Origin of the sequence: Butyrivibrio proteoclasticus, assembly GCF_900115735.1 — a bacterium.
Lineage (GTDB): Bacteria > Bacillota > Clostridia > Lachnospirales > Lachnospiraceae > Butyrivibrio > Butyrivibrio proteoclasticus_B.
Window position 1 is genome coordinate 21,015 of the sequence record NZ_FOXO01000023.1, and the last position, 26,148, is coordinate 47,162.

Genomic DNA, 26,148 nt, shown 5'->3' on the forward strand with positions numbered 1-26,148 from the left:
AATTTTTATTCTCACTAGATATATCGGTGGGTTAATAAAATACTTAACAGTATTTAGATATAAAATATCAACGAATTATAATAGATTAATTTGTGCAAATGTGTTAGAACAGACGTTTGAAATAAATACAATAATGTGTTATATTGTGTTTAGTAAAAAGTGAGGTACAACATATGGCAAAGAATGAAAAAGAACTTGATGAGATTAGTACAACAGACAAGCTTAAGGCTTTTAAAATTCTAAAAGATTCGGGATTGCGTGTAGAATTTAATGGTAGTGGTGTTCCAACTGTTATTTGTGCAGGCGCTGATGAAATAGATAAAACATTAAAAAATGTCAAAAAGCTACTTAAGGAAATCAGATATACAGGAAGCTTTGGTGTCAGAGCACCCAGAAAAACAGATATGATTGGAACTGATGATACTACAGAGTTAGCAGAAGACATGACAGAAAAAAGAGAAGAAATAGAGAGCCTTACAGCATAAGTCCAAAAGAAAAACCACCTTTTAAGGTGGCTTGTTTTTGGGAGGAGGGGTCGACCAGTGGGGAGCCGATCGACCCAGTATGAAAAAAGTTTTGTTGGGGGAGTCAGAAGTTTTTCTTCTGATAGACTATATAATAAATGCTAAATTTGGACAAAATGTGTACGGTTTATAAATTAAAAATAAAGTAAATCGAAATAATAAATAATATTGTAACGAAATATAGTTTATTTGTTCTTGGGGTATTATTATTAAAGAGACAATACAGATTGTATCTAAACATAAAATAATGTATTATAGAATTCGTATTTGCATTTAAATACAGATAAGTTTTGTGAGGAGATATTTTTTGAAATGAGTAAGATTATTTTAACCGGCGATCGTCCTACGGGTAAGCTTCATGTTGGACATTATGTGGGATCACTTCGCAGAAGGGTAGAGCTTCAGAATTCGGGGGAGTTTGACAAGATCTTTATTATGATCGCTGATGCTCAGGCACTTACAGATAATGCTGATAATCCTGAGAAAGTTCGCCAGAATATCATAGAGGTTGCACTTGATTATCTTTCAGTCGGACTTGATCCGGCTAAATCAACATTGTTTATTCAGTCTCAAATACCTGAGCTTACTGAACTGACATTTTATTATATGAATCTTGTTACAGTATCCAGACTTCAGAGAAATCCTACAGTTAAGTCTGAACTTCAGATGAGGAACTTTGGAACAAGTATTCCTGTTGGTTTCTTTACATATCCTATAAGCCAGGCAGCGGATATTACAGCGTTTAAGGCTACAACTGTTCCTGTTGGTGAGGATCAGGAGCCTATGCTTGAACAGTGTAAGGAAATTGTCAGAAAGTTTAATTCAGTATATGGTGAGGCCTTGGTTGAGCCTGAAATTCTTTTACCTGATAATGCAGCATGCCTACGACTTCCTGGCATAGATGGCAAAGCTAAGATGAGTAAGTCACTTGGTAATTGTATTTATCTTTCAGAAGAGCCGGATTCTATCAAGAAAAAGGTTATGAGCATGTTCACAGACCCTAATCATTTGAGAGTTGAGGATCCCGGACAGGTAGAAGGCAACCCTGTATTTATTTATCTTGATGCTTTTGCAAAGGATGAACACTTTGCTGAATTTGCTCCTGAGTACTCATGCCTTCAGGAGATGAAGGACCACTATCAAAGAGGTGGTCTTGGAGACGTCAAAGTTAAGAAGTTCCTTAATAACGTTATCCAGGCTGAACTTGAACCTATCAGGAACAGAAGAAAAGAGTTCCAAAAGGATATTCCATATGTATATGATGTGCTTAAAAAGGGAAGCGAAGTAGCTAAAGAGGTTGCGGCTCAGACTCTTTCAGATGTCAAGGACGCAATGAGGATTAACTACTTTGATGATAAAGAACTAATAGCTATGCAATCTGCAAAATATGAGGAGACGGTTGACTAATGAAGAACATATTATTTGTAGCTTCTGAAGGTGTACCATTTATCAAGACTGGCGGTTTGGCTGATGTAGTAGGCTCTCTGCCCAAAAATATTGATAAGAGATATTTTGATGTTCGTGTAGTATTACCATTATACAAATGTATAAATCAACAGATGAAAGAGAAGATGGAGTATATTTCCAACTTCTATATGGACTTTCACTGGAAAAATGAATACGTTGGTATTTTTAAGGCTGAGGTTGACGGAATAAAGTATTATTTTATTGACAATGAATTCTATTTTAATGGAATGAAGCCTTATGGAGATGATGTAGTATTTGAGATTGAGAAATTTGCTTTCTTTTCAAAAGCAGCTCTTTCAATCCTGCCTGTTATTGATTTTAGACCTGACATTATTCACTGTCATGACTGGCAGACAGGACTTGTTCCGGTTTATTTAAAAGAGAGATTCCAGGGAAGTGAGTTCTACAGAGGAATCAAGGCAATAATGACTATCCATAACCTGAAATTCCAGGGAAAATGGGATATAAAAACAGTTCAGGACATTACAGGTTTGCCGGATTATTTCTTTGCACCTGATAAATTGGGACTTTTCAAAGATGCCAACCTTCTAAAAGGCGGTATTGTATATTCTGATGCAATTACAACTGTAAGTAAGGCATATGCAGAAGAAATCAAGACTCAGTTTTATGGAGAGGAACTTGATGGCCTTCTTCGAGCAAGAGCCGGAGATCTCAGGGGTATTGTAAATGGAATAGACTATGATGAGTTTAACCCATCAACAGATAAGTATATTCCTTACAAATATGATGCAATAAGTTTTCGCAAGGAAAAGGTTAAGAATAAGCGTGCTTTGCAGAAAGAACTTGGTCTTAAAGAAGATGATAAGTGTATGATGATTGGTATTGTATCAAGACTTACTGATCAGAAGGGCTTTGATCTTATTAACTATGTTCTTGATGAACTGTGTCAGGATGCGGTTCAACTCGTTGTTCTTGGTACAGGTCAGGAGCAGTATGAGAATTCTTTCAGACACTTTGACTGGAAGTACAATGACAAAGTTTCTGCAAATATTTATTATTCAGAACCAATGTCGCACAAGATATATGCGGCTGCAGATGCGTTTCTGATGCCATCTTTATTTGAACCCTGTGGACTTTCTCAGCTTATGGCGTTAAGATATGGTACAATACCGATTGTAAGACAGACAGGTGGTCTTATTGATACTGTTGAGCCTTACAATAAGTATGAGAGTACAGGTACAGGATTTGGATTCCTGAACTATAATGCTCATGAGATGCTTGGAACCATAAGGGAAGCAGAGCATGTATTCTACGACCAGAAGCGCGAATGGAACAAGATGATAGACCGTGCAATGGCAGTTGACTTCTCTTGGAAAGTTTCCGCAGAAAAATATCAGGAGATGTACGATTGGCTACGCCCTTGACCTAATTTATGAAAAGTAGTATTAAAGAAAATAATTCAAAAAAGAATCTTTTAAAACAGGCTGGTATTCTTGCGATAGCAGGCATTATCTCAAGAATTATCGGCCTGTTATATGGTAGTCCGCTGGCAGCAATCATAGGTGATGAAGGAAATGGTTATTATGGAGCTGCTTATGCGGTGTATACCATAGTTCTTCTAGTATCTTCATATAGCATTCCATCTGCTATGTCCAAGATTATTTCAGGTAAACTTGCTGTAAAAGAATATAAAAACGCTCATAAGATATTTAAGTGCGCTATAATCTATGTTTTGATTGTGGGCGGAGTGGGGAGTCTGGTGCTCTTTTTTGCTGCAGATATTTTAGTTGCCGGACGATCAGCTACAGTCCTTAGATTTTTTGCCCCTACAATATTCCTTTTTGGATTTTTAGGAGTTTTGCGTGGCTATTTTCAAGCTCACAGGACTATGGTGCCAACTTCAGTTTCTCAGCTTCTTGAGCAGATTTTTAATGCAATCGTCAGTGTTGGAGGAGCCATTGTTCTTACTAATATTGCAGGAACAGATGATCCATCAAAAAGGGCGGTATATGGTGCTATAGGTAGTGCGCTTGGAACAGGGGCAGGAGTACTTATAGCTCTTTTGTTTATGCTATTTGTTTATAACGTAAACAGGCCTGATATAAAGAAAAGAGTTCAGAAGGACACCCATGATGAGATGGGGAATTCAGAGATATACAAAATGATATTTCTGATCGTGACTCCTTTTATCTTAAGTACCTGTATATATAATCTTTCAACGTTCTTAAATTCAACGTTGTTTAGCAGGATTCTTATGCATGTAAAAAATATGGATGAGAGTGAAGTCGCATATATGTATGGCATATTCAATAGGAAGGCGATGGTTATCACAAATCTTCCAATTGCTCTTGCAAGTGCGGCAGCTTCGGCTATGATACCTGAAGTATCAACAACATTTGCAAAGGGGGATACTGATGGCGCTGGCAATACAGTGTCAAAGGTAACAAGAATTATCCTGATGATTTCGATTCCTTGTGCAGTTGGGCTTTTTGTATTGGCGAAACCAGTGATGATGATTCTTTTTCCCCAGAGAGCTTCTCTTGATGAAGCTTCAATGCTTCTTAGATTTCTAGCCATAACTGTAGTATTTTATTCACTTTCTACAGTTACTAATGCAGTTCTTCAGGGAATCGGTCGAGTGAATGTTCCTGTTTTTAATGCTTTATTTGCACTTATCATACAAACTGTGGTACTTAGTGTCCTTCTTATTTATACTGATCTTGGTGATTTTGCCCTTTGTATAGTGACAATACTGTACTCGTTAATGATGTGCGTATTGAACAATGTGTTTATGCACAGATATCTGCCTGTGTACTATGATCTTAAAAAGACGTATCTGTATCCGTCTGTTTCAGCATTGGTAATGGGAGCCTCTGCTTTTTGTGTCTATGAGCTGTTCGAATTTTTGTTTAGTTTTATTATTTTGAGTAAGTATTTTGCAAATCTCTTTGCTACTTTTTTTGCAGCATTTATTGCATCTTTTGTATACTTTGCGGTTCTTATTAAGGCAGGCGGGGCAACAGAAGATGATATTAAGAGATTCCCTAAAGGGGCATCTATAGCCGGTATTCTGAAAAAGATAAAACTCTTGTGATGCATTGTGTTTCATTTTGCATGCAAGTTTTAATGACATTATGGAGGTAGACGTAATGAAAAAAGCAAATTTAAAAAAATACACGGATTTTATTGTAAAAGAGACATCAGATCTTTTGAACATTGATTCTCCAACAGGATACACGAAAGAGGCTGCAACCTGGGTGAAAAATGAGTTCGAAAAGCTCGGTTTTAAGGCTGATCATACTAATAAGGGCGGAGTAATAGTTGACCTCACAGGAAAAGATAAAAAGAATGGCCTTCTTTTAGAAGCTCACACTGATACGCTTGGTGGAATGGTTTCTACTATTAAGTCAAATGGAAGGCTGCAGCTAACAAATCTTGGTGGGATGAATCCTAATAACGCTGAAACTGAGAATGTTCGCATTGTTACAAAGTTTGATGGGATTTATGAAGGAACATTTCAGCTAAACAACGCATCTATCCATGTAAATGGTGATTATAATGATACAAAGAGAACATGGGAAAATTGTGAAGTTGTTCTTGATGAAGATGTAAAGACAAAGGAAGATACAGAAAAGCTTGGAATCTCAGTTGGTGATTTTGTATGTTTTGAACCAAATGTAAGAGTTACAAAGACGGGGTATATAAAATCAAGGTTTCTTGATGATAAACTCAGCGTTGGAATCCTTCTTGGTCTTGCCAAGTATATAAAAGACAATAAGATAACTCCTAAAAGGGCACTTTATGCTCATATTACAGTTTTTGAGGAAGTTGGACATGGTGGAAGCGGAAGTGTTCCTGAAGGCTGTACAGAGGCAATCTCAGTAGATATGGGATGCGTAGGTGATGGGCTTACATGTACTGAGAGACAAGTCTCTATCTGTGCAAAGGACAGCGGCGGTCCTTACAGCTATGATATTGTACAGGGACTTATAAAGGCTGCTATGGACAGTGGAGCAGATTATGCTGTAGACATTTACCCTCACTATGGAAGTGATGTAGAAGCAACCCTCCGTTCAGGTAATGATTTAAAGCACGGTCTTATTGGCGCCGGAGTGTATGCTTCTCATGGATACGAAAGAAGCCATAGGGATGGAGCAGAGAATACATTAAGACTGCTCATTCAGTATTCGCTTTGATTTCTTTAAGAATAGTTAAGGTAATGCCCCAAAGATGAAATGGTAGAAAATATCCCATGTGAGTTTTTTTTATGGTTCTCACATGGGATTTTTATAAAAATCACTCACTTATTAGTTTCAATTTGGATATGTCAGGGGCAATTGCCATTGAATAGTTAGTATAATATACAACAAATCCAGGCTTTGCTCCGCCGGGCTTTTTAACATCCTTTCGCTTTAAATAATCGATTTCCACTTTCTCCTGATTCTTACCCTTGGAGTAGAATGCAGCAAGAGCAGCAGCTTCTTCGAAAGCTCTGTCAGGAACTTCTTTTCCGCCGGTGATAAGAACAACGTGTGAACCTGCTATTTTTTTTGCATGGAACCACCAGTCACCACCATTTGCTGTCTTAAACGTTAGTTCATCGTTTTGATAGTTGTTTTTTCCTACGAAAATATCAAATCCATCGCTGCTGACATAGTGAAATGGCTTGCTGGTAATCTTTTCTTTTCGGCTGCTTTTGGATGACGTGTGAGACTTTATATAGCCACTGTCCACAAGTTCTTTTCTTATTTGGGCAAGATCAGCTTCGTTTTGTGCAATTTCCAAAGCGCTTTCTATTGATTCGAGTTGTTCAACCGCCTCAGAGACTTCTTTTATCTGCTCGTCCATGGCTTCAGCTGTGCGCTTTAGTTTAGTATATTTATCAAAATACTTTTTGGCATTCTGGCTTGGAGTAAGAGTTGGATCAAGTGTAATAGTTACATCTTCTCCGGTATTATAGTCATTTACAGTAATGCTTTTGGCACCTGGCTCTGCGCTATATCCATAGACAGTTAAAAGCTCACCATATATTCTGTATTTATCTTTTTTCTCGCTGTCTTTTAACTGCTTTGTCTGAAGATCAAGCTTTTTTACATTTCTTTCAAGAGCGGTCTGCACTATTTTTCTGAGATCGACAGACTTTTGTCTTATTCTTGTGTAGACGTTTTTCTCAGCATAATATTGTTCGATTAGTGCGGATATATCAGAAATGGGAGCTGTCATATATGAAGAATTTTCAGCCTCATATAAAGTCAGAGGAATAGAAGCGTATTCCTTTGGTATATCGCCATTATAGATTATAGAAGGAGTAAATCTACCAGTTCTTACTAGCTCCATGACATCATCAAAAGCTCTGTACACCTTAGCTCCTTCACCTGCATCAAGGGCTATAGCCGATTTATCGGCATCAATCCCTGCTCTGTAACAGATTTCCTGAGATACTATAGGAGAAAGCCCTGTATAGCTGGAATAAATAGCCTTAAAAATAGGCATTCCTTTGCTTAAGACAGCTCCTGAAAATTCATCTGCAGTAGTAGCAAGAGGGTTTATTTTTCCCTGTGAAGGGACAAAATATTCTCTTCCCGGAAGAACCTCTCTTACAGAGCTTACAGATGCTGGAATGTGCTTGATTGAATCAATTATCACGTTGTTTTCATCCGTAAAAATAATATTTGAATATTTTCCCATGATCTCGATCAAAAGAACTTTATGCCTAAGATCGCCCATTTCATCCAAATGCTCGACTTCAAAGCGGATGACTCTTTCAAGTCCGCCGGGTTGAGTGACAGATATAATGCGGCCGTTCTGGATGTGTTTTCTAAGAAGCATGCAGAAATTAGGAGCTGTTAATGGAGAGCTTTTGTTGTCATCGGTCAAATAAGCAAGTGGAAGAGAAGCGTCGGATGACAATACAAGTCTTTTTTGCTTTATGCCATACTTGTCCGCGTTTTCATAGGAAAGTTTTACAGTAATAAAAAGCTCGTCGCTTTCTGTCTGAGCAATCTTATATATACGACCACCAACCAGGTAATCGCTAAAATCTTTAGTTAAGTTTGCAATAGTTATTCCGTCAAATGCCATTTTGGTAAAACCTCGCTAATATATTTTGCTAAAAAATATCCAAGACTTTCTGTCTAAAGATAAGCCTTGGATAAGATTTTACACTAATTTTTTTTGCCATACAAACAATATACAGATTTTTGTTTTAATTCATAAGGAATTTATACATTCTGTCTCTGTAATCAGGAGCTGTGTCATAGGCAGCATGTCCATAACCGATATACATATAAAGTCTGAAATCCTGTCTGTAGTCCAGATTCTCGGCGATTTCCATTGTCGCATCGGAATCAAGTACCGCATCTTCATAAGAGCCGATTGCTAAAGTGGGGCACTGTATCTTTTTTAAATCATCAGAAATATCAAAGCCCAGGATTGATTTTGCAAGTATTATAAATCTATTTAGCTCTGCTGTAGTTACTGCATTACTCATGTCAGAAAAAAAGTCTTTATATTCATCGTAAATTCTTTCAGGATATATTTCTTTTGCGAAACTCTGATATAGAGCGTGAACATCGCCTTTTTCGGCCAGAGATATCCATTTTTCAATTACTTTGGTCTGTTCTGGCTTAATATGAGAAGAAGTCGAGCCTAGGACAAGCTTCTTTATAAGATCGGGATATTCAATGGCCATGACCATCGCGATCATTCCCCCTTGAGAAGCACCGAACAGAGAAATGTCTTTTAAACCCAGCTCTTTGATTGCTTTTATCGTGTCATAGGCCATCTCGTGGATAGAATAGTTCTCAGGAATGGCTTCTCGTCTGTCGAATACATAAATAGTGAAGTTGTCTTTTATTCTTGAAGAATATTCGGCTTCAACTGCATTTGCTGCTCCCATTACGCTTTGAATACTAAGGCCCGGAATTATAACCAATGTGTTTATTCCGGTGCCGAATCTGAAGAAGTTCATTGAAAAATCAGGTGTTATAACCTTACTTAATTCTGCCATTTATTGTTCCCCTCACGTGATTATTGTACTTTTTTATCATATCACAATTTATGTACCTTCCATATTTCGAAAATAAAAAATAAAAAGAAAAAATAGGTATTGTAAACGCTTACATTCCTGTGGTATAACAATAAGTGTAAAAATTCATTTTGAGAACAAATGTAAGAGCTTACATTTTTAGGAGGATATGGGTAATGGAATTATTAAACTATGATGTACTTGAAAAATCAGGCTACACAGGTTACGTTCTTAAGGATGCGCCTGTAAAGGTGCTCCAGTTCGGTGAAGGAAACTTCCTCAGAGCATTCGTTGATTATTTCTTTGACATCAGCAATGAAAAGGCTGGCTTTAACGGCAAGGTAGCTCTTGTACAGCCAATTGCACAGGGACTTACAGAGCTTGTCAACAAGCAGGAAGGTCTTTATACACTTTACCTTCGTGGAAGCGAGAACGGACAGAAGGTAGATGCAAAGAGAGTTATCTCAGCTGTAGATTCATGCCTTAACCCATATGATAAGGCTGATTTTGACAGAATGATGGAAATCGCAGCAAGTGATGACCTTGACATCATTGCATCTAACACAACAGAAGCAGGTATTGCATATGATCCTTCATGCAAATTTGAGGATGTTCCTGCAAACAGCTTCCCTGGAAAGCTTACACAGGTTCTTTACACAAGATTTAAGGCTGGTAAGAAGGGTGTAGTTGTTCTTTCATGCGAGCTTATCGACAACAACGGTAAAGAACTCTTAAAGTGCGTTAACCAGTACATTGACCAGTGGAACCTTGGAGAAGAGTTCAAGACTTGGGTAAACAATGACAATATTTTCTGCTCAACACTTGTAGACAGAATCGTTCCGGGAAGAATCCGTGATCCTAAGGAAGTAGAAAAGCTTGAGGAAGAGAACGGATACCATGACGAACTTATTGATGTAGGTGAGATCTTCGGTGTTTGGATCATTGAAGGACCAGAGGGACTTGAGGACAGACTTCCATTTAAGAAGGCTGGAGTAAATGTTCACGTTGTACCTGATGTTATGCCATACAAGCACAGAAAGGTTCGTATCCTGAACGGTGCTCACACAGGATTTGTTCTTGGTGCTTATCTTGCAGGATTTGATATTGTTCGTGATTGTATGCACAATGACAATGTTGCTGGTTTCATGAACAAGATGTTAAGTGAAGAGGTTATCCCTACACTTGTCGACCATCTTGATGAGAATGATCTTAATCAGTTTGCAGCTGCAGTTAAGGATAGATTCAACAATCCATTCGTTAACCACGAGCTTATGTCTATTTCACTTAACTCAACAAGTAAGTGGAAGGCTAGAAATATGCCATCATTCCTTCAATACATTGAGAAGAATGGCAAGCTTCCTGTTTGCCTTACAATGTCACTTGCAGCATACATCGCATTCTATTCAAACGATGTACAGGAACTTACAGATGCAGGACTTGTATGTAAGAGACCGGCAGGCAATACATACACAGTAAGTGATGACAGATGGGCTCTTGAGTTCTTCTATGATCACAGAAATGATTCAGAAGAAGACCTTGTAAAGGCTGTTCTTTCTAATGAGAAAATGTGGGATCAGGACCTTAACAAGATTGATGGTCTTACAGATGCAGTAGTAGCAGACCTTCACAAAATTCACACAGAAGGCGCAGAAAAAGCCTACGCTAGTTGCCTTTAATACATAATAAAAAACGCCTCATTATGGGGCGTTTTTTTATTATGCATATATATCAGACTCTTGTTGTCCATTTGGAGCAGTCAATTACTTCAGTAGCAAGGTCTGAATAGAAGTCAGGTTCGTGGCAGACCATAAGAACTGTGCCTTTATATTCTTTGAGTGCTCTGTGGAGCTCATCCTTTGCATCTACGTCAAGATGGTTAGTGGGCTCGTCCAAAACAAGAAGATTAGATTCTCTGTTCATAAGTTTGCAAAGGCGAACCTTGGCCTGCTCACCACCGGAAAGGACTTTACACTTACTTTCGATATGCTTGGTGGTAAGACCGCATTTTGCAAGAGCGGAGCGGACTTCATACTGTGAAAATCCGGGGAATTCGTTCCATATTTCTTCCATACAGGTTGTTTCGATGTTAGGAGACATTTCCTGTTCGAAATATCCTATAGCAACATTTTCGCCTCTTGTAACCTTTCCTGAAATTGGAGGAATGATGCCAAGGATGCTCTTTAGGAGAGTACTTTTTCCGATTCCGTTTGCGCCTGTAAGTACTACAAATGTATTTCTCTCAATAGCAAGAGTTAAAGGCTTTGAAAGAGGCGTATCGTAGCCGATTACAAGATCATTTAGTTCAAACAGGAACTTGCTTGGCGTCTTTGCGGTTTTAAAGAAAAATTCAGGCTTTGGTTTCTCCTGTATTTTTTCTATGATATCCATGTTATCAAGTTTCTTTTGACGGGCCATGGCCATATTTCTTGTGGCTACGCGGGCTTTGTTTCTAGCAACAAAATCCTTGAGCTCCGCAATTTCCTGCTGCTGACGGTTGTAGGCTGCTTCTCTTTGAGCTTTTTTAGCTTCATAGACTTCCATGAACTTGTCGTAATCACCTACATATCTGTCGAGACTGTGTGTCTGACCATCCATGTGATAGATGATGTTGACAACGTTGTTGAGGAATGGAACATCATGAGATATGAGAATAAAGGCATTCTCGTATTCCTGAAGGTATCTTGTGAGCCATACGATATGTTCGGCATCAAGGTAGTTAGTGGGCTCGTCTAAAAGCAGAATATCAGGCTTTTCCAAAAGAAGTTTTCCCAAAAGGATCTTTGTACGCTGACCACCTGAAAGCTCTGTAACATCTCTGTCCAGACCAAGCTCAAGAAATCCGAGAGCTCTTGAAACCTCTTCAATCTTAGAATCGATGAGATAGAAGTCGTGATTGGTCAAAAGATCCTGAATTGTGCCAAGTTCTTCCATATATTCTTCAAGCTGCTTTTCATCCGCTGCGCCCATGGCATCGCAAATCTCATTCATTCTTTTTTCCATGTCATATAATGGTTCGTAGGCAGAAGCAAGGACATCCCTTATGGTCATGCCTTCTTTAAGTACAGCGTGCTGATCAAGATATCCGACTTTTACATTTTTGGCCCATTCAATTGTGCCTGCATCAGGCATGAGCTTACCAATTATTATGTTCATGAAAGTTGACTTTCCCTCGCCGTTAGCACCAACAAGACCGATGTGTTCTCCTTTGAGAAGTCTGAAAGAAACATCATCAAAGATCGCCCTGTCGCCAAAGCCGTGGGTAAGATGCTCAACATTTAAAATACTCATAAAATATCCTTTCTATAATAAACTTTTACCTATTGTTATCTAAGCGCAATCTTTTACATTATAATTGAAAAACATTCTGTTGTCTTTTGCTTTTTTCTGTTTATTAAATTTTCGTAAAAATTTATTAGTGACTTTTGGAATTTAATGTAGTAAAATATAAACCTTGCTGTAAAGATATTATGGAGGTTTTACAAAATGGATTCAAAACGTATGAAATGGACCACGTTAGCGTTCATGGCATTTTCAACCGTATGGGGGTTTGGAAATGTATTAAATGGTTTTCTTTATTTTAACGGCACACAGGTAATGTTCAGTTGGGTGCTTATGTTTGCACTTTACTTTGTGCCATATGCACTTATGGTAGGTGAGCTTGGTTCTGCCTTCAAAACATCAGGCGGTGGTGTAAGCTCATGGGTACTTAGCACAACAGGCCCTAAGGTTGCTTACTATGCAGGCTGGACTTATTGGGCTTGCCATATTACTTATATTGCTTCTAAGTCTTCAGGTGGACTTAAGGCGCTTAGCTGGGCTGTTTACAGAAATGGTGAAAAATATGATTCATTCCCAACATTTGCTGTTCAGCTTGTTACATTGGCTATTCTTTTGATTTTCTGTTATGTTGCTTCAAGAGGACTTAACCCCCTTAAAAAGCTTGCAACTCTTGCAGGAACAAGTATGTTTGTAATGTCTATTCTTTACATCATAATGATGTTTGCTGCACCTGCAATCAATCCACAGGGCGGTTTTGTATCACTTGACCTTAGCATTAAGAGTCTTATTCCTCAGTTTAATGTCAAGTATTTTACATCACTTTCAATACTTGTATTTGCTGTAGGTGGTTGTGAGAAAATCTCTCCTTATGTTAATAAGATTGATAACCCAAGTAAGGGCTTCCCAAGAGCAATGATTACTCTTGCAGGAATGGTTGTTGTTTGTGCGATGCTTGGAACTGTAGCAATGGGTATGATGTTTGATCCTGCAGAGATTAACGCAAGCGCAGACAGCTTTAACGCATATAATTCAAACGGAAGCTACTGGGCATTCCAGAAACTTGGTAATTATTATCACATTGGAGATACACTTCTTATCATTTATGCTATTTGTAATGCAATCGGTCAGCTTTCAACTCTTGTTATCAGTATTGATGCACCTCTTCGTATGCTTCTTGACAATGAGGACGCAAGAGAGTTTATTCCTTCAAAACTTCTTAAGAAGAATGATGCCGGTGCTTATGTAAATGGTATTAAGCTTGTAGCTTTATTATCAGGAGCGATTATCCTTATTCAGTCATTTGTTCCTGGTGCAGCTGTAGTTCTTAAGCAGCTTACAAAGCTTAACTCAGTGTGCATGCCACTTCGTTACCTTTGGGTATTTTGGGCATATATCGCTCTTAGAAAGGCTGGAGATAAATTCAAGCCTGATTATAGATTCGTCAAGAATCAGGGTGTGGCTCTGTTCTTTGGAATATGGTGCTTTGGAGTAACAGCAGCAAGCTGTATTCTTGGAATGTATGATGCAGATCCGTTTACATTTGCACTTAACGTAATTACACCACTTGTTCTTACTGCTCTTGGCGTTATCCTTCCTATGATTGCTAAAAGAGAAAAGGATAAGGCAAAAGGTGTAGAAGTTGCATAAAAAAATATTTGTTCTATTAAAAATACTGCCGTTTTGGGCAGTATTTTTTTGCCATTTTATTTTTTTGCTCGTATAAATAAGTGTATAATAAATTAGAGCAATACATGTGAGGAGGAACCTATAATGGCTGATAAAAAGAATATGATAAATGATGAATACCTTACAGAAGTGAATGGTGGTGCAGGTAAGAGCTCGGCAGAGTTCAGAGCCAGAAGAAAAGAATTTGATGATGCCTGGACAATGTTAAAGATGGATTCCAAGGGGTTCTCCGGCATGATGATGGCTGAACTTTATGATGAATGGGAACTTGCAGGATATTCACCGGACGCGTCAACATTTCTTGCAACTAAAAAGGCATAAATGGAATATTACTCATATATGGTCAGGTGTGCAGGTGGATCTTTTTACTGCGGATACACCAATGATCTGGAAAAAAGAATAAAGACTCACAATTCAGGTAAGGGGGCAAAATATACAAGAGCCCGCTTACCTGTTGTCTTGGTTTATTATGAAACCTTCAAGACTAAAGAAGAGGCCATGAGCAGAGAGTGGCATTTAAAGCGCCTTACGCACTCTCAAAAAGAAAAAATGGCAAATAAATAAGTATTGCAATTACATATATATAGTTATAGAATACAAGTGTACTAGTAAACATAGTACACTTATTTTTTGTAACTAAAACTAAATTGTTAAACAATGGGTGAAGAGAATGAAGCTTATTGATTATCAAGATAGCAGACCAATCTATGAGCAGATAGTTGAGAATTTCAAGATGCAGATCTTTAAAGGGATATTGCAACCGGATGATCAGATGCCATCTGTCAGAAGTCTGTCTATGGAGCTTTCTACAAACCCTAACACTGTACAAAAGGCCTACGCCGAACTTGAGAGACAGGGATTTATCTATACTGTCAAGGGAAGAGGCAATTTTGTAAAAGACAGTACAGGGCTACTCAAAGACAATAAAAAAGAAGAGCTTATAAAAGCGGTTGTTGATCTGTTTGTAGAAGCTAAAGAAATCGGAATACCACTAGAGGAACTTGTAAATGAAATAAAGCTAAGGCTTGGGGAGAATATGCAAAGCGGAGGAGAATTAACATGATTGAGTTACTAGACCTGGATAAATCCTATGACGACATCAAAGCTGTCAATCGTGTTTCACTGAGCATAATGGACGGCGAAGTGTTCGGGCTTGTAGGAACTAATGGGGCAGGTAAAAGTACGATACTTAGAATAATCGCAGGAGTCATACAGCCTGATCTTGGCATAGTATGTGTAGATAACAGACCTGTATATGACAACCCGGATGTAAAGAAAGATATTTTTTACATATCTGATGATCAGTATTTTTTGCCTAACAGTAGCCCTGAGGATATGGCGGAATACTATGAGGGAATTTATGAGAAGTTTGATAAACTTCGATTTTTTAAGATGTGTAATGGTTTTGGACTTGATATAAAGCGTAAGATCAGCACTTTTTCAAAGGGAATGAAAAAGCAGATCTCAATACTGCTTGGAATATGCGCCGGAACCAAGTATCTTCTCTGTGACGAGACCTTTGATGGACTTGACCCGGTTGTAAGACAGGGAGTTAAGAGTCTGTTCGCAGCAGAGATGGAAGACAGGGGGCTTACACCGATGATTGCATCTCATAACTTAAGGGAGCTTGAGGATATTTGTGATCACGTAGGACTTCTTCATAAGGGCGGAGTAATTTTATCGGAAGATATCAGCGATATGAAGCTTAACATGCAGAAAGTTCAATGTGTATTTGCTTCTGATGCGGATGAGAAAAATGCTCTTGAAGGAATAGATATACTTCTTCATGAAAAGAGAGGAAGACTTCACACCATAACCATGAGAGGTGAAAGAGAAGAGATTGAAGCGGCATTCAAACGCGGCAATCCGATATTCTTTGAGGTGCTTGCTCTATCATTAGAGGAGATATTTATCAGTGAGACGGAGGTAGTTGGGTATGACATCAGGAAATTTATCCTTCAGTGAAAAGCTTAAGAATCAGAAAAAATATATTACAAGAACTCTTTGGACAGCTCTTGTTGCGCTTCCTTTTGTAGCTGGCTATTTTATTTTCGGAGTGATACTGCTTGTTTCAAGGTGCATAAACTATGCAGCTATGTACGGACAGTCAGATGTAGTCCTTAAGGTTGAAAAATGCAAGGCAGTTTCTTTGGTAATGGGAATAAACAGCGTGACCTTTGGGCTTGTGACACTAGTCGCGATTGCATTTGCATTTCAGGGTTTTTCCTATGTGTTTAACCAAAGCCAGATGGATTTCTATCTTAGCCAGCCAACTACGAGATTTCAGAGACTAAAAAAGAACTACGTCAATGCATTTGTTACCTTTCTTATTATCTTTGGATCAGTTGAGCTCATAGCATTTTTGATCGCTATAGGTATGGGAGCAGTAAATAATGCAGTCTTGTTTTCAGTACTCATTGAGTTTTTGAGGTCTGTCGTACTGTTTTTGACAGTATACAATGTGACTGTACTTGCCATCATGCTTAGTGGAACAATGCTTTCGGCATTTCTTTTGACAGGCTTTTTTGCAATAGTATCTGTAGCAATAGCCGGTGAAATAAGAGGTTTAAAAGAAATATTCTTTAAAACTTTTTCTTATTCGGAAGGCTTTAGCGCTATTCTGTCTCCTTTATATGACAGATTTTATGCTTGGTATAAAACAACTTTTAATTATGATGATGTATTTTCGGCGAAAGCAGTTCTTGATTCTGCAAAAGGCAATTTGAGACTTGATATAGATACGCTTATTGTCGGAGTTATTGCTTTTATCTTTGTGATCATTTTCAGCAGGAAAAGAAAAGCTGAAATGGCGGGCAAAAGCTTTGTATTTAGACCTTTTAGATGGTGCATTAAAGTAATCGTGAGCATTATGGCGGGAGTAGCGGCAGGAATACTGGTCTACATGATGAATGACTATGTATGGAATGATAAGCTCTTCATAATGATGTGTGTTATCATGCTGCTTGTCACAGCTTTAACCGGATGTTTCATCGAGGTTATCCTTGATGCCAATATTAGGAGATTCACTAAGGGTAAGCCTTCAACAATCATTTCAGTTTGCATGGTTCTTTTATTATTCGTTGTGCTAAGAGGAGATCTTATCGGCTTTGATTCCTATGTTCCGGCACCTGAAAAGGTGGCAAGCTGCGCAATCCTTGAAGATGACTATAACTTCAATGTGTGGATTGGTCGAGGCATGTTTGGAGATGGGTACTGTGAAAAGCACATGTACATAACTGATGTTGACTCTTTTATCAAACTGGCATCTATCGGAATGGATGGAAGAAAAAACTATGATACGGACTCTTATTATTCAAAGGGCTATGGGTTATCAATCCTTTATAGGATGAAGGATGGAAGAAAGATATACAGAAGCATTTTTGTGCCATATGATACCGATGAAGCACTTATGGACAGTATTATTTCAAGTGAAGAGTATAAAAAAGGCCATTACATCTGCTTTGATGATGAGGCTATTAGAGAAATGACAGGTTCCAACGTGGGTAACAATAGTGTTTCTTATGTTTCTGCCGGTGGAAGGAAGTCTGACGATACCATTACCTATTCTGAAATAAGTGATGCTTACAGGAAAGATATTTTAGAAGGCGCCAATTATTCATACCTGAAAAAAAATCAGCCAATTGGTAGCTTGGAATTTTCCAGCAATGGGACTCATTATGTAAACGTTTCTGTTCCTGTTTATGAGAACAGTACAAATCTGCTGAAACTTATCAAAGACCATAATATCTATGTTGAGCCCAAGCTTACACCTGAGATGATAAGCAGCATAAGAGTTGATAATTATTATCCGGGTTATAACCTTGATGATTTTGATTCAGGCAAGCTCTTGCGTGATGAAGAAGTGATGACTACCAGTGCTACTTATGATCCGGTAAAAAATAGCAAAGAAGTGTCAGAAATACTTCAAGATATCGTTACTTCAGATTATAATGGAAATTGGTATGATTATAGTCAGAAAGACAACAAGTACAGTGTTGTAATAACGAAAAAATCTGATGGCAGCGATTATTATGGGAGCGATGGATCATATTATTCATTCTTAAAGGGGAAAGTTCCGGAATTTGTAGTGAAGGATACTGAGTAAGGTTGTGTTTAAGTTTTGTGCTAGGGTGAGGAGAAAAATACATAGACTATTCAAAGGGCAGCTTTCTTCAAATGAGCGAAAGAGCCTAATTTCATGGCTCTTTCTTGCTCCGTCTTTATTGGGAGTTATGCTATTTTTTGTAGCTCCCTTTGGAGTTGTTATCTATTATTCTTTGATCAATAATCCCATTCAAAAGAATTTTGTAGGTTTTGCTAATTATATAAATGTCTGGAACAATGGTGCGTTTAAACTGGCGGGGATAAATACCTTTAAGTTTTCGTTGGTTGCTGTTCCTCTTGCGGTTTTGCTGTCACTTTTTCTGGCTGCCGTAATGGAATCCAGAATTCCATTTAAGAGTTATTTCAGGTCATTTTTTTTAAGCCCATTGATGGTTCCAACAGCATCGGTTGTTCTTATCTGGCAGGTAATGTTTCACTATAACGGCCTTATAAACAATTTCACTGCTTTTTTCGGTGCAGACAAGGTTGACTGGCTTAAATCAGATAAGGCTCAGGTTGTTATCATAGCTCTTTTCCTATGGAAAAATCTTGGTTATAACATGATCCTGTTTATGTCAGCACTTGCAAGTATTCCAAAAGAGCTTTTGGAAGTGGCATCTTTAGAGAATGCCTCCAAATTCCAGGTGTTCTGGCTTATAAAAGTGAGATACATGTCATCATCGATACTGTTTGTTACCATAATGTCTCTAATAAACTCTTTTAAGGTTTTCAGAGAGATATATCTTATGACGGGCGATTATCCGGTGGATTCGCTATATATGCTGCAACATTTCATGAACAATACATTTGCTTCTCTGGATTATCAAAAGCTATCTGCTGCAGCGATAATAATGTTTATAGTAGTAACAGGTCTTGTGTACATCATGTATGCTGTTGAGAACTACTACGGAAAGGATGTAGAAGGGTAAGACAGCATGAACATGTTACAAAAAATGTATAGGAAAAAGAGGCGTATAGATAACTTAAAGACCGCGCTTGTAACGATTGCGGCCTTCGCATTTGCAATCATTTTCCTTATGCCTATCATACTGACTATCACTAATTCATTTATGTCATCGTCAGAGATAAATGCCAACTATGGTTCGATTTTTGCAACGACTCAAAAGGGCGGAAAAATATTTATTTCAAAGACTGTTAATCTGAAATTCATTCCGGATATGGTCACATTTGCCCAGTATTTTACGGTTTTGTTTAAGAGCCCGCAATATCTTTTGAAGTTTTGGAACTCCATCATATATGTCGTTCCGATAGTAGGTATTCAGCTTGGGATTGCGACCCTGGCAGCATATGGTTTTTCAAGATATGACAGCAGAGTTAAAAGAGCTATCTTTTTTGCCTACATAATAATGATGCTTATGCCTTATCAGGTTACGCTTGTTCCGAATTTTTTGGTTTCAAAGGCCATAGGAATATACGGGACAAGGTGGTCAATATGGCTTCCGGGATTCTTTTCGCCATTTGCGGTATATCTTTTGACCAAGTTTATGAGAAGGATTCCAACAGAAGTATTAGAGGCTGCTTCTATAGACGGAGCAGATGAGTGGTATATTTTCTCAAGGATCAACATGCCATTATGTAAAGGAGGAATTGCTTCAATTGCTATACTTGTATTTTTTGATTATTGGAATATGGTTGAACAGCCTCTTATTCTTTTGGGTGATCCGGATCTTCATCCGCTTTCTGTCTTTCTTTCTAAGATAAATACAGGGGAGATCAGTCTTGCTTTTGCAGTTGCGGTAATTTATCTCGTACCGCCGCTTCTTATATTTTTATATGGCGAGGACTATCTGGTAGAGGGAATATCTTACCAGGGAGGAATAAAGGGATAAGAGTTTTGCAATTATTTTAGTTACAAGGGGAGTTTTGTTATGTCAGAGAACTTTGACGAGAGAAAAGATTTAATTCAGCCAAAAAAGGAAACAAACAGAAAAGATATGGTAAAGAACGTTGCAATCGCCTTTTTGTCCGTGATGCTTGTTCTTACATTCTTTTCAAACACCATTATGAACTATACTCTGCCTCAGGTAGCGACAGTTCAGATAGAGAGCGGATCAATTAGTCCGCAGATAAGGGGAACCGGAACAGTTACTGCGGAGGACCCATATAATATCACGGTAAAAGAAACAAGAAAGATTTCAGGCGTAGCTGTTAAAGAGGGTGCTCATGTAGAAATCGGAGATATCATCTACTACCTGGAAGATAAAGAGTCGGATGAACTGGTTAAGGCAAAAGAGACACTTGACACCTTGGAACTTGATTATGAACAGATGATGTTTTCAGGTGATGTATCAAGTGCAGTGATCTCAAATGTCAGAAATGGGAAGACAGCCTCTTATGATTCATATCAGGCTCAGGTAGGTTCTGTGCTTGATACTTATAACGCAGCCCTTTCCGCTGACAACGCGGCACAGGCAGAGCTCGATTACATAAGTAACCTGATGGATTATGAAAAGGCGGGGATTGATTACAATACAGCAACACCGGAATACCTTATCGCTCAGGCAACTTCAGATATGACTAAGGCTGCAAATAATGGAGATACCGACAGGGTTGCTGAACTTGAAAACTTCATGGCAGAGCTTACAAGAGACAAGTCACAGCTTTCAACCTATAGCTCTCAGCAGGGTTACAGCTATTCACAAAAAATATCTCAGGCAACTGAAAAAAAAGCTCAGACTTCAGCAGCTTTAAAAGAGGCAGAAAGAGTTAAGGAAGATCAGCTAAAGAGCATCAATATTGAAATATCTCTTTGCCAGAAGAGAGACAAGATAACCGAGCAAAAAGAAAAGATTGCAAAGCTTGAGGCTGAATCTGTTGGCGCATCTGTAAAGTCACCTGTTGCAGGAACAGTATCTTCTGTAAATAAAGTAGCCGGTGAGTCAACTTCTGCAGATGAGACAATTGCTGTTATTCAGGTTGATGGAAAAGATATGACAACAAGCTTTTCTGTAAGCAATTCTCAGGCACAAAAGCTTAAGGTTGGCGATGCTGCTCAGCCACAGAACGCATGGCAGTTTAGTTCAAACTTCAAGGCTACACTTACATCTATTAAAAATGATAAGCAGGATCCGGCAGGCAAGAAGCTTCTTACCTTTAAGATAGAGAGTACAGAAGTTACACCTGGCCAGAGCATTTCTCTGGCAATCGGTGAAAGAAGCCAGGAATACGATATGATAGTTCCAAACAGCGCTATCAAAACAGACACTAACGGTAAGTTTGTACTTATTGTTAAGAGCAAATCATCACCACTTGGAAACAGATATACAGCCACTAGAGCTGATGTGACCGTTGTCGCATCTGATGATAAAAACTCTGCAATCACAGCAGCAATTGATGATTATGAATATGTCATCACAACTTCCAATAAACCTGTAAAAGCAGGAGAACAGGTAAGGCTTTCTAACGAGTAATGAAGACAAAGTTTAAAGAGATACAGAATAGTTTAATACAGCTTTTTAAGAACAAAGTCTTTATCCTTGTGATCATTCTTATTGCCGCTGACCTTTTTCTGGGAGCATACAGCAGAGCTCTTATCAGCAGACTTCCTGAACAGGCAGAAGGTCAGAGGTGGTCTGATGAGAGAAAAATGACTCAGGTCAGTGCCTTTTTTACAGAAGACCAGCTTATAGATTCGGATTACATCAGAAAGCTTGAGTATATACTTCAGGCAAAAATGAATGATGTGGGCATTATCGAAGAAGACGATGAAGGATCAGGGAATGCAGGACCGGTGATAATCGAAACGCAGACTCTTGATGCGACAAATGTAGATTCTGAAGATGCTTCACAGGAAGAAGTAGATGATTCAAGACTTTATGCGAGCTGTTACAGTGCCCAGGGAATTATATCGATCACTTTTGAAAACAAAGTGGCAGATAAGGTAACAGCCATAGGTACTGAGGGGGATTTCTTTCTTTTTCACCCTTTAGAGCTGGTATCAGGAAGTTACTACTCGCCGGATGCCCTTATGAAAGACGGGATTGTTATAGATGAGGATCTTGCCTGGCAGCTCTTTGGTTCCAATGATGTAGTTGGACAGATGGTAATGATCGGCCAAGTGCCTCATTATGTTTCAGGTGTTGTAAAAAGAGAAGAAGGCAAAATGCGAAAGGCATCAGGCCAGAATGCCAGCATAGCCTATATTTCATATGACAGTCTGTGTAAATACGGAACAATACTTAGTGGAAGAACAGAGAGCGCTGAGATTGCTGAGGATGGTACTACGGCTAGTAAAGGCGGTATAAACTGCTATGAAGTAGTAATGCCGGGGCCTGTTGACGGAATAGTTGCTCAGATCGTAAAAGAAAGTGCATCTCTTGATGATGCATATATTTCAGTCATTGATAACACTGAAAGATTTTCGTTTTTTGCCCTCCTTAATGTGATAATGTCCTATGGGACAAGGAGTATGTGGAATAAGGCTATATTTTTCCCTTATTGGGAGAATCTGGCCAGAGGCTATGAAGATATTTTAGCGACACTTCTTTTGATCAGACTAATATGCAGAACTATAGTAGTTGTCATTATTGTTCTGTTTATCATTAGAGCATACAGAAACAAGAAATGGACTGTGAGAGGTATATTCAATTATCTCATGGAAAAGAAATATGATTATGAGGTAAAACGAGCTCAAAAGAGGTTATGAGAGGAGAGATGTTATGAAAAGAAATGGTTTATTGAAAAGGGCCGGAGCGGTAGCATTAACAATGGTTATGACTGTTGGTATGCTGGCAGGATGCGGAAAAGAGAAAAACGGTTCAGATGATAGTCTGTTAAATGAGGCATCATCCGGTTCCAAGGATTATGTTTTCAAGATTGGTGACATGGGCGTTGACATTGACGGCAGTAATGTATCAACAGTCAAAATAGCTGGTGACAAGGTTTATGCTGTTGATTATTACGGAGCAGAGGGAAAAGGCATTGCAGTTAATTCTTTTAACTACGATGGTTCAGGTTTAAATACTATTTATCTTCCTAGCAGTAACGGAGAAAGCTATAGCCGCTTTAGCTTTGACAAAGATGGAAATATTTATGCACTTTTAGAGATCTATAACTGGGAAGATGATGGAGAGGTGCATATTATGGATGAAGGTGAGAGTTCTGAAGGAGCGTTAGAGGAATCTTCACTTGAAAACGAAGCATCCGTAGAGAATTCAAGTGAAGAAGCTTCAAATGAGGAGGCTTTAGCAGAAGTAACTTCATCACAAGAAGCTTCAAGTGATGCCTCGTCTGCAGACTCATCTGAAGACGATGGGCTTGATAAGATGGTGGTTTCATATAGCGATGATTATTCAGGAGAGATGTATGATTCTTCTCAGGAGCAGAGATACCTTGTAAAATATGATGCCCAGGGAAATATGCTCTATAAATACGACATCAATAAAGACCTTGCTGAAGGCGATTATCTCCAGATATATGGAATGGTTTATTCAGAAAAGTATGGTCTTTTGCTAAATGATGGCCGTGGTATTGAGAAGTTTGATGAAAATAACGGCTTTACTCTTGTTTGTGATACAAGTAAGTCAACTGAATACAAAGACTCATATCTTGAGCTCTATCAGGGCTTTAATGGAAATGTTTTCCTTGCAGGGTATGGAAATGATGGATATTTAATTGCACCTATCGATGTAGAAAAAGGAGAAATAGGACAAAAATCAGCAGCTCTTGAGCGTTACAATAGCATGACAGTATTTGAAGGTAATGGATATGATCTGTATATCAGTACAGAATCAGCAATCTATGGTTATGACTTTAAGGCAGATAAGATTACCAAATTGCTTGACTATGTTGATTCCGATCTTGCAGCAACCTATTCGATCAGCGCAGCAGCAGCTATCAGCGACACAGAGTTTTTAGCTGTACTTCCTGATTTTGAGTATAATTATTCTCTTGAAAGACTTGTTAAAGTTCCTGCTGATCAGGTAAAAGATAAGCAGGTGATCACTCTTGGTGGATCATTCATTGATTATACTGTAAGGCAGGCTGCTGTTAAGTTTAATAAGGAAAACCAGGATTATAAGATAAAGCTTGTAGACTATTCTGTATATAACACAGAAGATAACTGGAATGAGGGGGCTAATAGATTTAATCTCGACATTGTTTCAGGTAATATTCCGGACATTATGACATTTGACAATGATTCACCAGTTGATAGCTTCATCAATAAGGGACTTTTCCTTGATCTTAATAGTTTTATAAAAAATGACCCGGATCTTTCAAATACTGAATTTATTGATTCTGTTATGGATGCATTTAAGACGGGAGATAAGATGTATCTTATGGTCCCTGGGTTCAGCATTGCAACTGTAGCTATGAAGACTTCACTTACTCAGGGCAAAAATGTACTATCTGTTGATGATATAGAAAAAATGATAGCCGACATGGGAATCAGCTATGATCTTGTCTGTGGACCGCAGAACCGTCAGGAAATGATGAACTACGGAATTGCTTTTTCAGGAAATAAGTTTATTGATTGGGAAAATAAGAAATGTAATTTCACAGATGAGAACTTCATAAAGCTTTTGGAATTCACCAAGAATTTCCCGGAACAATACAATGAGTCACTCTGGGAGAGAAATCTTGACGATATTTACAGGTCAAATGAAGCAATTTTAAGTTTGGCAGGTATTTATGGATTTGATCAGTATAAGAGATTGAAATATGGACAGTTTGGTGAGGATATTTCATTTGTTGGATTCCCTAATGAAAAAGGTGAGAACTACTCTACAATTGCCCCAAATACGACACTTGCAGTAAGTGCCAGAACAAAGAATTCTGAAGGAATATGGCAGTTCCTTAGGACATTTTACCTTGAGGAATATCAGGATAGCCTGGACTTTGATTTCCCTGTAAGGAAGTCTAGCTTTGATAAAAAAGCAAAAGAAGCAACAGAAGTTAAATATTATACAAATGATGATGGGACAAAGGAAGAAGAGGCTGATTACTATTGGATTGGTGATCAGGAGATCAAACTTCCTCCGCTGACTCAGGAAGATGTCCAGTTTATAGAGAACTTTATCAACAGTTTGCATGAACCGATCGCTTATAACGAAAGTGTTAATAACATCATTATGGAAGAAGCTTCAGCTTTCTTTAGCGGCCAGAAGAGTGCCGAGGAGGTAGCTAGTATCATCCAAAGCAGACTTTCAATATATGTAAATGAGAATTCATGATCAAACGATGCAATATAATATCGAATGATGCAGCTTATATCAAATGCTGCATATGAGGATTGCGAAGGTGTAGTAGCTTATATCAAACAATGCATATGAGGATTGCTTCGCAATCCTCATCCGCGCGTTCGCGCGGTATAATAAAAAGGGCAAATAAATTTATTCATGTAAACATGAAAATTTACTTGCCCTTTTTATTGCATCGTTTGATATAAGCAGGATACGGGAATCGAACCCGCCTCCTTAGCTTGGGAAGCTAATATACTACCGATGTACTAATCCTGCATTGTGTGTCTCACAACTATTTTATTTTACTTTCATTGCCGCACAATTTCAAGTGGGCAATGAAAATTTTTAGTGATATAATTTCATTTAGGTAACTATAGTTTTAGTATTGTATGGGAGAAAACAAAATGACAGAGGATATTAAAAAAGTTGCAAGCAAGGGTAAGAGCCTTGCAGGGGAATTTCGTGAGTTTATCATGCGCGGTAATGTAATGGATATGGCTGTCGGTGTTATCATTGGTGGTGCTTTCCAGAAGATAATAACATCACTGGTAGATGATATTATCATGCCGGTCATAAGTCTTTTGACAGGTGGAATAGACTTCAATAACATGTTTGTAAGTCTTGATGGAACAAGCTATGCAACTCTTGAAGCTGCAAAAGAAGCAGGTGCTGCAACACTTAACTATGGAACTTTCATTACTGTAGTTATCAATTTCTTATTGATGGCTTTTGTTATTTTCCTTCTTGTTAAGTTTATGAATGCTGTCAGCAATAAAATAAAGAAAGAAGAGGAAGAAGCTGCTCCTGCAACAAAGATTTGCCCTCGTTGCAAGAGTGAAATCAATATTGAAGCAACCAGATGTCCTCATTGCACATCTGAGTTATAATTTATATTTGT

General features: G+C 38.3%; 21 protein-coding genes and 1 tRNA gene. 18 read left to right on the forward strand and 4 right to left on the reverse strand.

Going from position 1 to position 26,148, the window contains the following annotated elements; all coding sequences use genetic code 11:
- Positions 1 to 173 precede the first annotated feature (173 nt).
- From BM146_RS13500 to BM146_RS13520, 5 genes are all read left to right on the forward strand, one after another.
- On the forward strand, positions 174 to 485 hold the full coding sequence (locus BM146_RS13500; protein ID WP_074890063.1) for a hypothetical protein: 312 nt from the start codon (positions 174 to 176) through the stop codon (positions 483 to 485).
- Between the two features lie 351 nt (positions 486 to 836).
- Entirely contained in the window at positions 837 to 1,931 is a 1,095-nt protein-coding gene (gene trpS, locus BM146_RS13505; RefSeq protein WP_074890066.1) for a tryptophan--tRNA ligase, read from the forward strand.
- Positions 1,931 to 3,376: a glycogen synthase GlgA gene (glgA, locus tag BM146_RS13510; RefSeq protein ID WP_074890069.1), complete on the forward strand. Its 1,446-nt coding sequence runs from the start codon at positions 1,931 to 1,933 to the stop codon at positions 3,374 to 3,376. The genes trpS and glgA overlap by 1 nt, the downstream gene beginning before the upstream one ends.
- A gap of 8 nt (positions 3,377 to 3,384) precedes the next feature.
- A complete protein-coding gene (locus BM146_RS13515) occupies positions 3,385 to 5,046 on the forward strand; it encodes a putative polysaccharide biosynthesis protein (protein WP_074890073.1) in 1,662 nt (553 codons plus the stop codon).
- A 55-nt stretch (positions 5,047 to 5,101) separates the two neighbouring features.
- Entirely contained in the window at positions 5,102 to 6,148 is a 1,047-nt protein-coding gene (locus tag BM146_RS13520) for a M42 family metallopeptidase (protein WP_074890075.1), read from the forward strand.
- Positions 6,149 to 6,248: 100 nt separating this feature from the next.
- Here the strand turns inward: BM146_RS13520 and BM146_RS13525 are convergent, their stop codons facing one another.
- Positions 6,249 to 8,033, reverse strand: a complete 1,785-nt coding sequence (locus BM146_RS13525) for an Rqc2 family fibronectin-binding protein (protein WP_074890078.1) — start codon at positions 8,031 to 8,033, stop codon at positions 6,249 to 6,251.
- Positions 8,034 to 8,157: 124 nt separating this feature from the next.
- Positions 8,158 to 8,961, reverse strand: coding sequence for an alpha/beta fold hydrolase (locus BM146_RS13530; protein WP_083413551.1), 804 nt, complete (start codon positions 8,959 to 8,961; stop codon positions 8,158 to 8,160).
- Between the two features lie 194 nt (positions 8,962 to 9,155).
- Here BM146_RS13530 and BM146_RS13535 point away from each other — a divergent pair, with 194 nt between their 5' ends.
- Positions 9,156 to 10,655: a tagaturonate reductase gene (locus tag BM146_RS13535; protein WP_074890080.1), complete on the forward strand. Its 1,500-nt coding sequence runs from the start codon at positions 9,156 to 9,158 to the stop codon at positions 10,653 to 10,655.
- 52 nt (positions 10,656 to 10,707) lie between these two features.
- On the opposite strand, the gene BM146_RS13540 is transcribed toward BM146_RS13535, so the two are convergent.
- Positions 10,708 to 12,267: an ABC-F family ATP-binding cassette domain-containing protein gene (locus BM146_RS13540; protein ID WP_074890083.1), complete on the reverse strand. Its 1,560-nt coding sequence runs from the start codon at positions 12,265 to 12,267 to the stop codon at positions 10,708 to 10,710.
- A gap of 195 nt (positions 12,268 to 12,462) precedes the next feature.
- Here BM146_RS13540 and BM146_RS13545 point away from each other — a divergent pair, with 195 nt between their 5' ends.
- From BM146_RS13545 to BM146_RS13595, 11 genes are all read left to right on the forward strand, one after another.
- Complete coding sequence (locus BM146_RS13545; RefSeq protein WP_074890087.1) at positions 12,463 to 13,905, forward strand: APC family permease; 1,443 nt, start codon at positions 12,463 to 12,465, stop codon at positions 13,903 to 13,905.
- Between the two features lie 123 nt (positions 13,906 to 14,028).
- Positions 14,029 to 14,265, forward strand: a complete 237-nt coding sequence (locus BM146_RS13550) for a hypothetical protein (RefSeq protein ID WP_074890088.1) — start codon at positions 14,029 to 14,031, stop codon at positions 14,263 to 14,265.
- Positions 14,266 to 14,508: a GIY-YIG nuclease family protein gene (locus BM146_RS13555; protein WP_074890089.1), complete on the forward strand. Its 243-nt coding sequence runs from the start codon at positions 14,266 to 14,268 to the stop codon at positions 14,506 to 14,508.
- A 106-nt stretch (positions 14,509 to 14,614) separates the two neighbouring features.
- Positions 14,615 to 15,007 (forward strand): GntR family transcriptional regulator, encoded by a 393-nt coding sequence (locus BM146_RS13560; protein ID WP_074890090.1) that lies wholly within the window; start codon positions 14,615 to 14,617, stop codon positions 15,005 to 15,007.
- Positions 15,004 to 15,909, forward strand: coding sequence for an ABC transporter ATP-binding protein (locus BM146_RS13565; protein WP_074890091.1), 906 nt, complete (start codon positions 15,004 to 15,006; stop codon positions 15,907 to 15,909). The genes BM146_RS13560 and BM146_RS13565 overlap by 4 nt, the downstream gene beginning before the upstream one ends.
- Positions 15,881 to 18,049, forward strand: a complete 2,169-nt coding sequence (locus tag BM146_RS13570) for a DUF6449 domain-containing protein (protein ID WP_074890094.1) — start codon at positions 15,881 to 15,883, stop codon at positions 18,047 to 18,049. Before BM146_RS13565 ends, BM146_RS13570 begins: the two co-directional genes overlap by 29 nt.
- Before the next feature lie 127 nt (positions 18,050 to 18,176).
- Entirely contained in the window at positions 18,177 to 18,977 is an 801-nt protein-coding gene (locus tag BM146_RS13575; RefSeq protein ID WP_177201671.1) for a carbohydrate ABC transporter permease, read from the forward strand.
- A gap of 6 nt (positions 18,978 to 18,983) precedes the next feature.
- Complete coding sequence (locus tag BM146_RS13580) at positions 18,984 to 19,898, forward strand: carbohydrate ABC transporter permease (protein WP_330391834.1); 915 nt, start codon at positions 18,984 to 18,986, stop codon at positions 19,896 to 19,898.
- 39 nt (positions 19,899 to 19,937) lie between these two features.
- Positions 19,938 to 21,479, forward strand: coding sequence for an HlyD family efflux transporter periplasmic adaptor subunit (locus BM146_RS13585; RefSeq protein ID WP_074890097.1), 1,542 nt, complete (start codon positions 19,938 to 19,940; stop codon positions 21,477 to 21,479).
- The gene (locus BM146_RS13590; protein WP_074890100.1) at positions 21,479 to 22,714 is read left to right on the forward strand and encodes an ABC transporter permease; all 1,236 of its coding nucleotides are present in this window, start codon (positions 21,479 to 21,481) and stop codon (positions 22,712 to 22,714) included. The genes BM146_RS13585 and BM146_RS13590 overlap by 1 nt, the downstream gene beginning before the upstream one ends.
- Before the next feature lie 13 nt (positions 22,715 to 22,727).
- Positions 22,728 to 25,241, forward strand: a complete 2,514-nt coding sequence (locus tag BM146_RS13595) for an ABC transporter substrate-binding protein (protein WP_074890103.1) — start codon at positions 22,728 to 22,730, stop codon at positions 25,239 to 25,241.
- 214 nt (positions 25,242 to 25,455) lie between these two features.
- Here BM146_RS13595 and BM146_RS13600 read toward each other — a convergent pair.
- A tRNA-Gly gene (locus BM146_RS13600) sits at positions 25,456 to 25,526 on the reverse strand.
- A gap of 113 nt (positions 25,527 to 25,639) precedes the next feature.
- Between BM146_RS13600 and mscL the strand changes: the two genes are divergently transcribed.
- A complete protein-coding gene (gene mscL, locus BM146_RS13605) occupies positions 25,640 to 26,137 on the forward strand; it encodes a large conductance mechanosensitive channel protein MscL (RefSeq protein ID WP_330391835.1) in 498 nt (165 codons plus the stop codon).
- Positions 26,138 to 26,148: the final 11 nt, after the last annotated feature.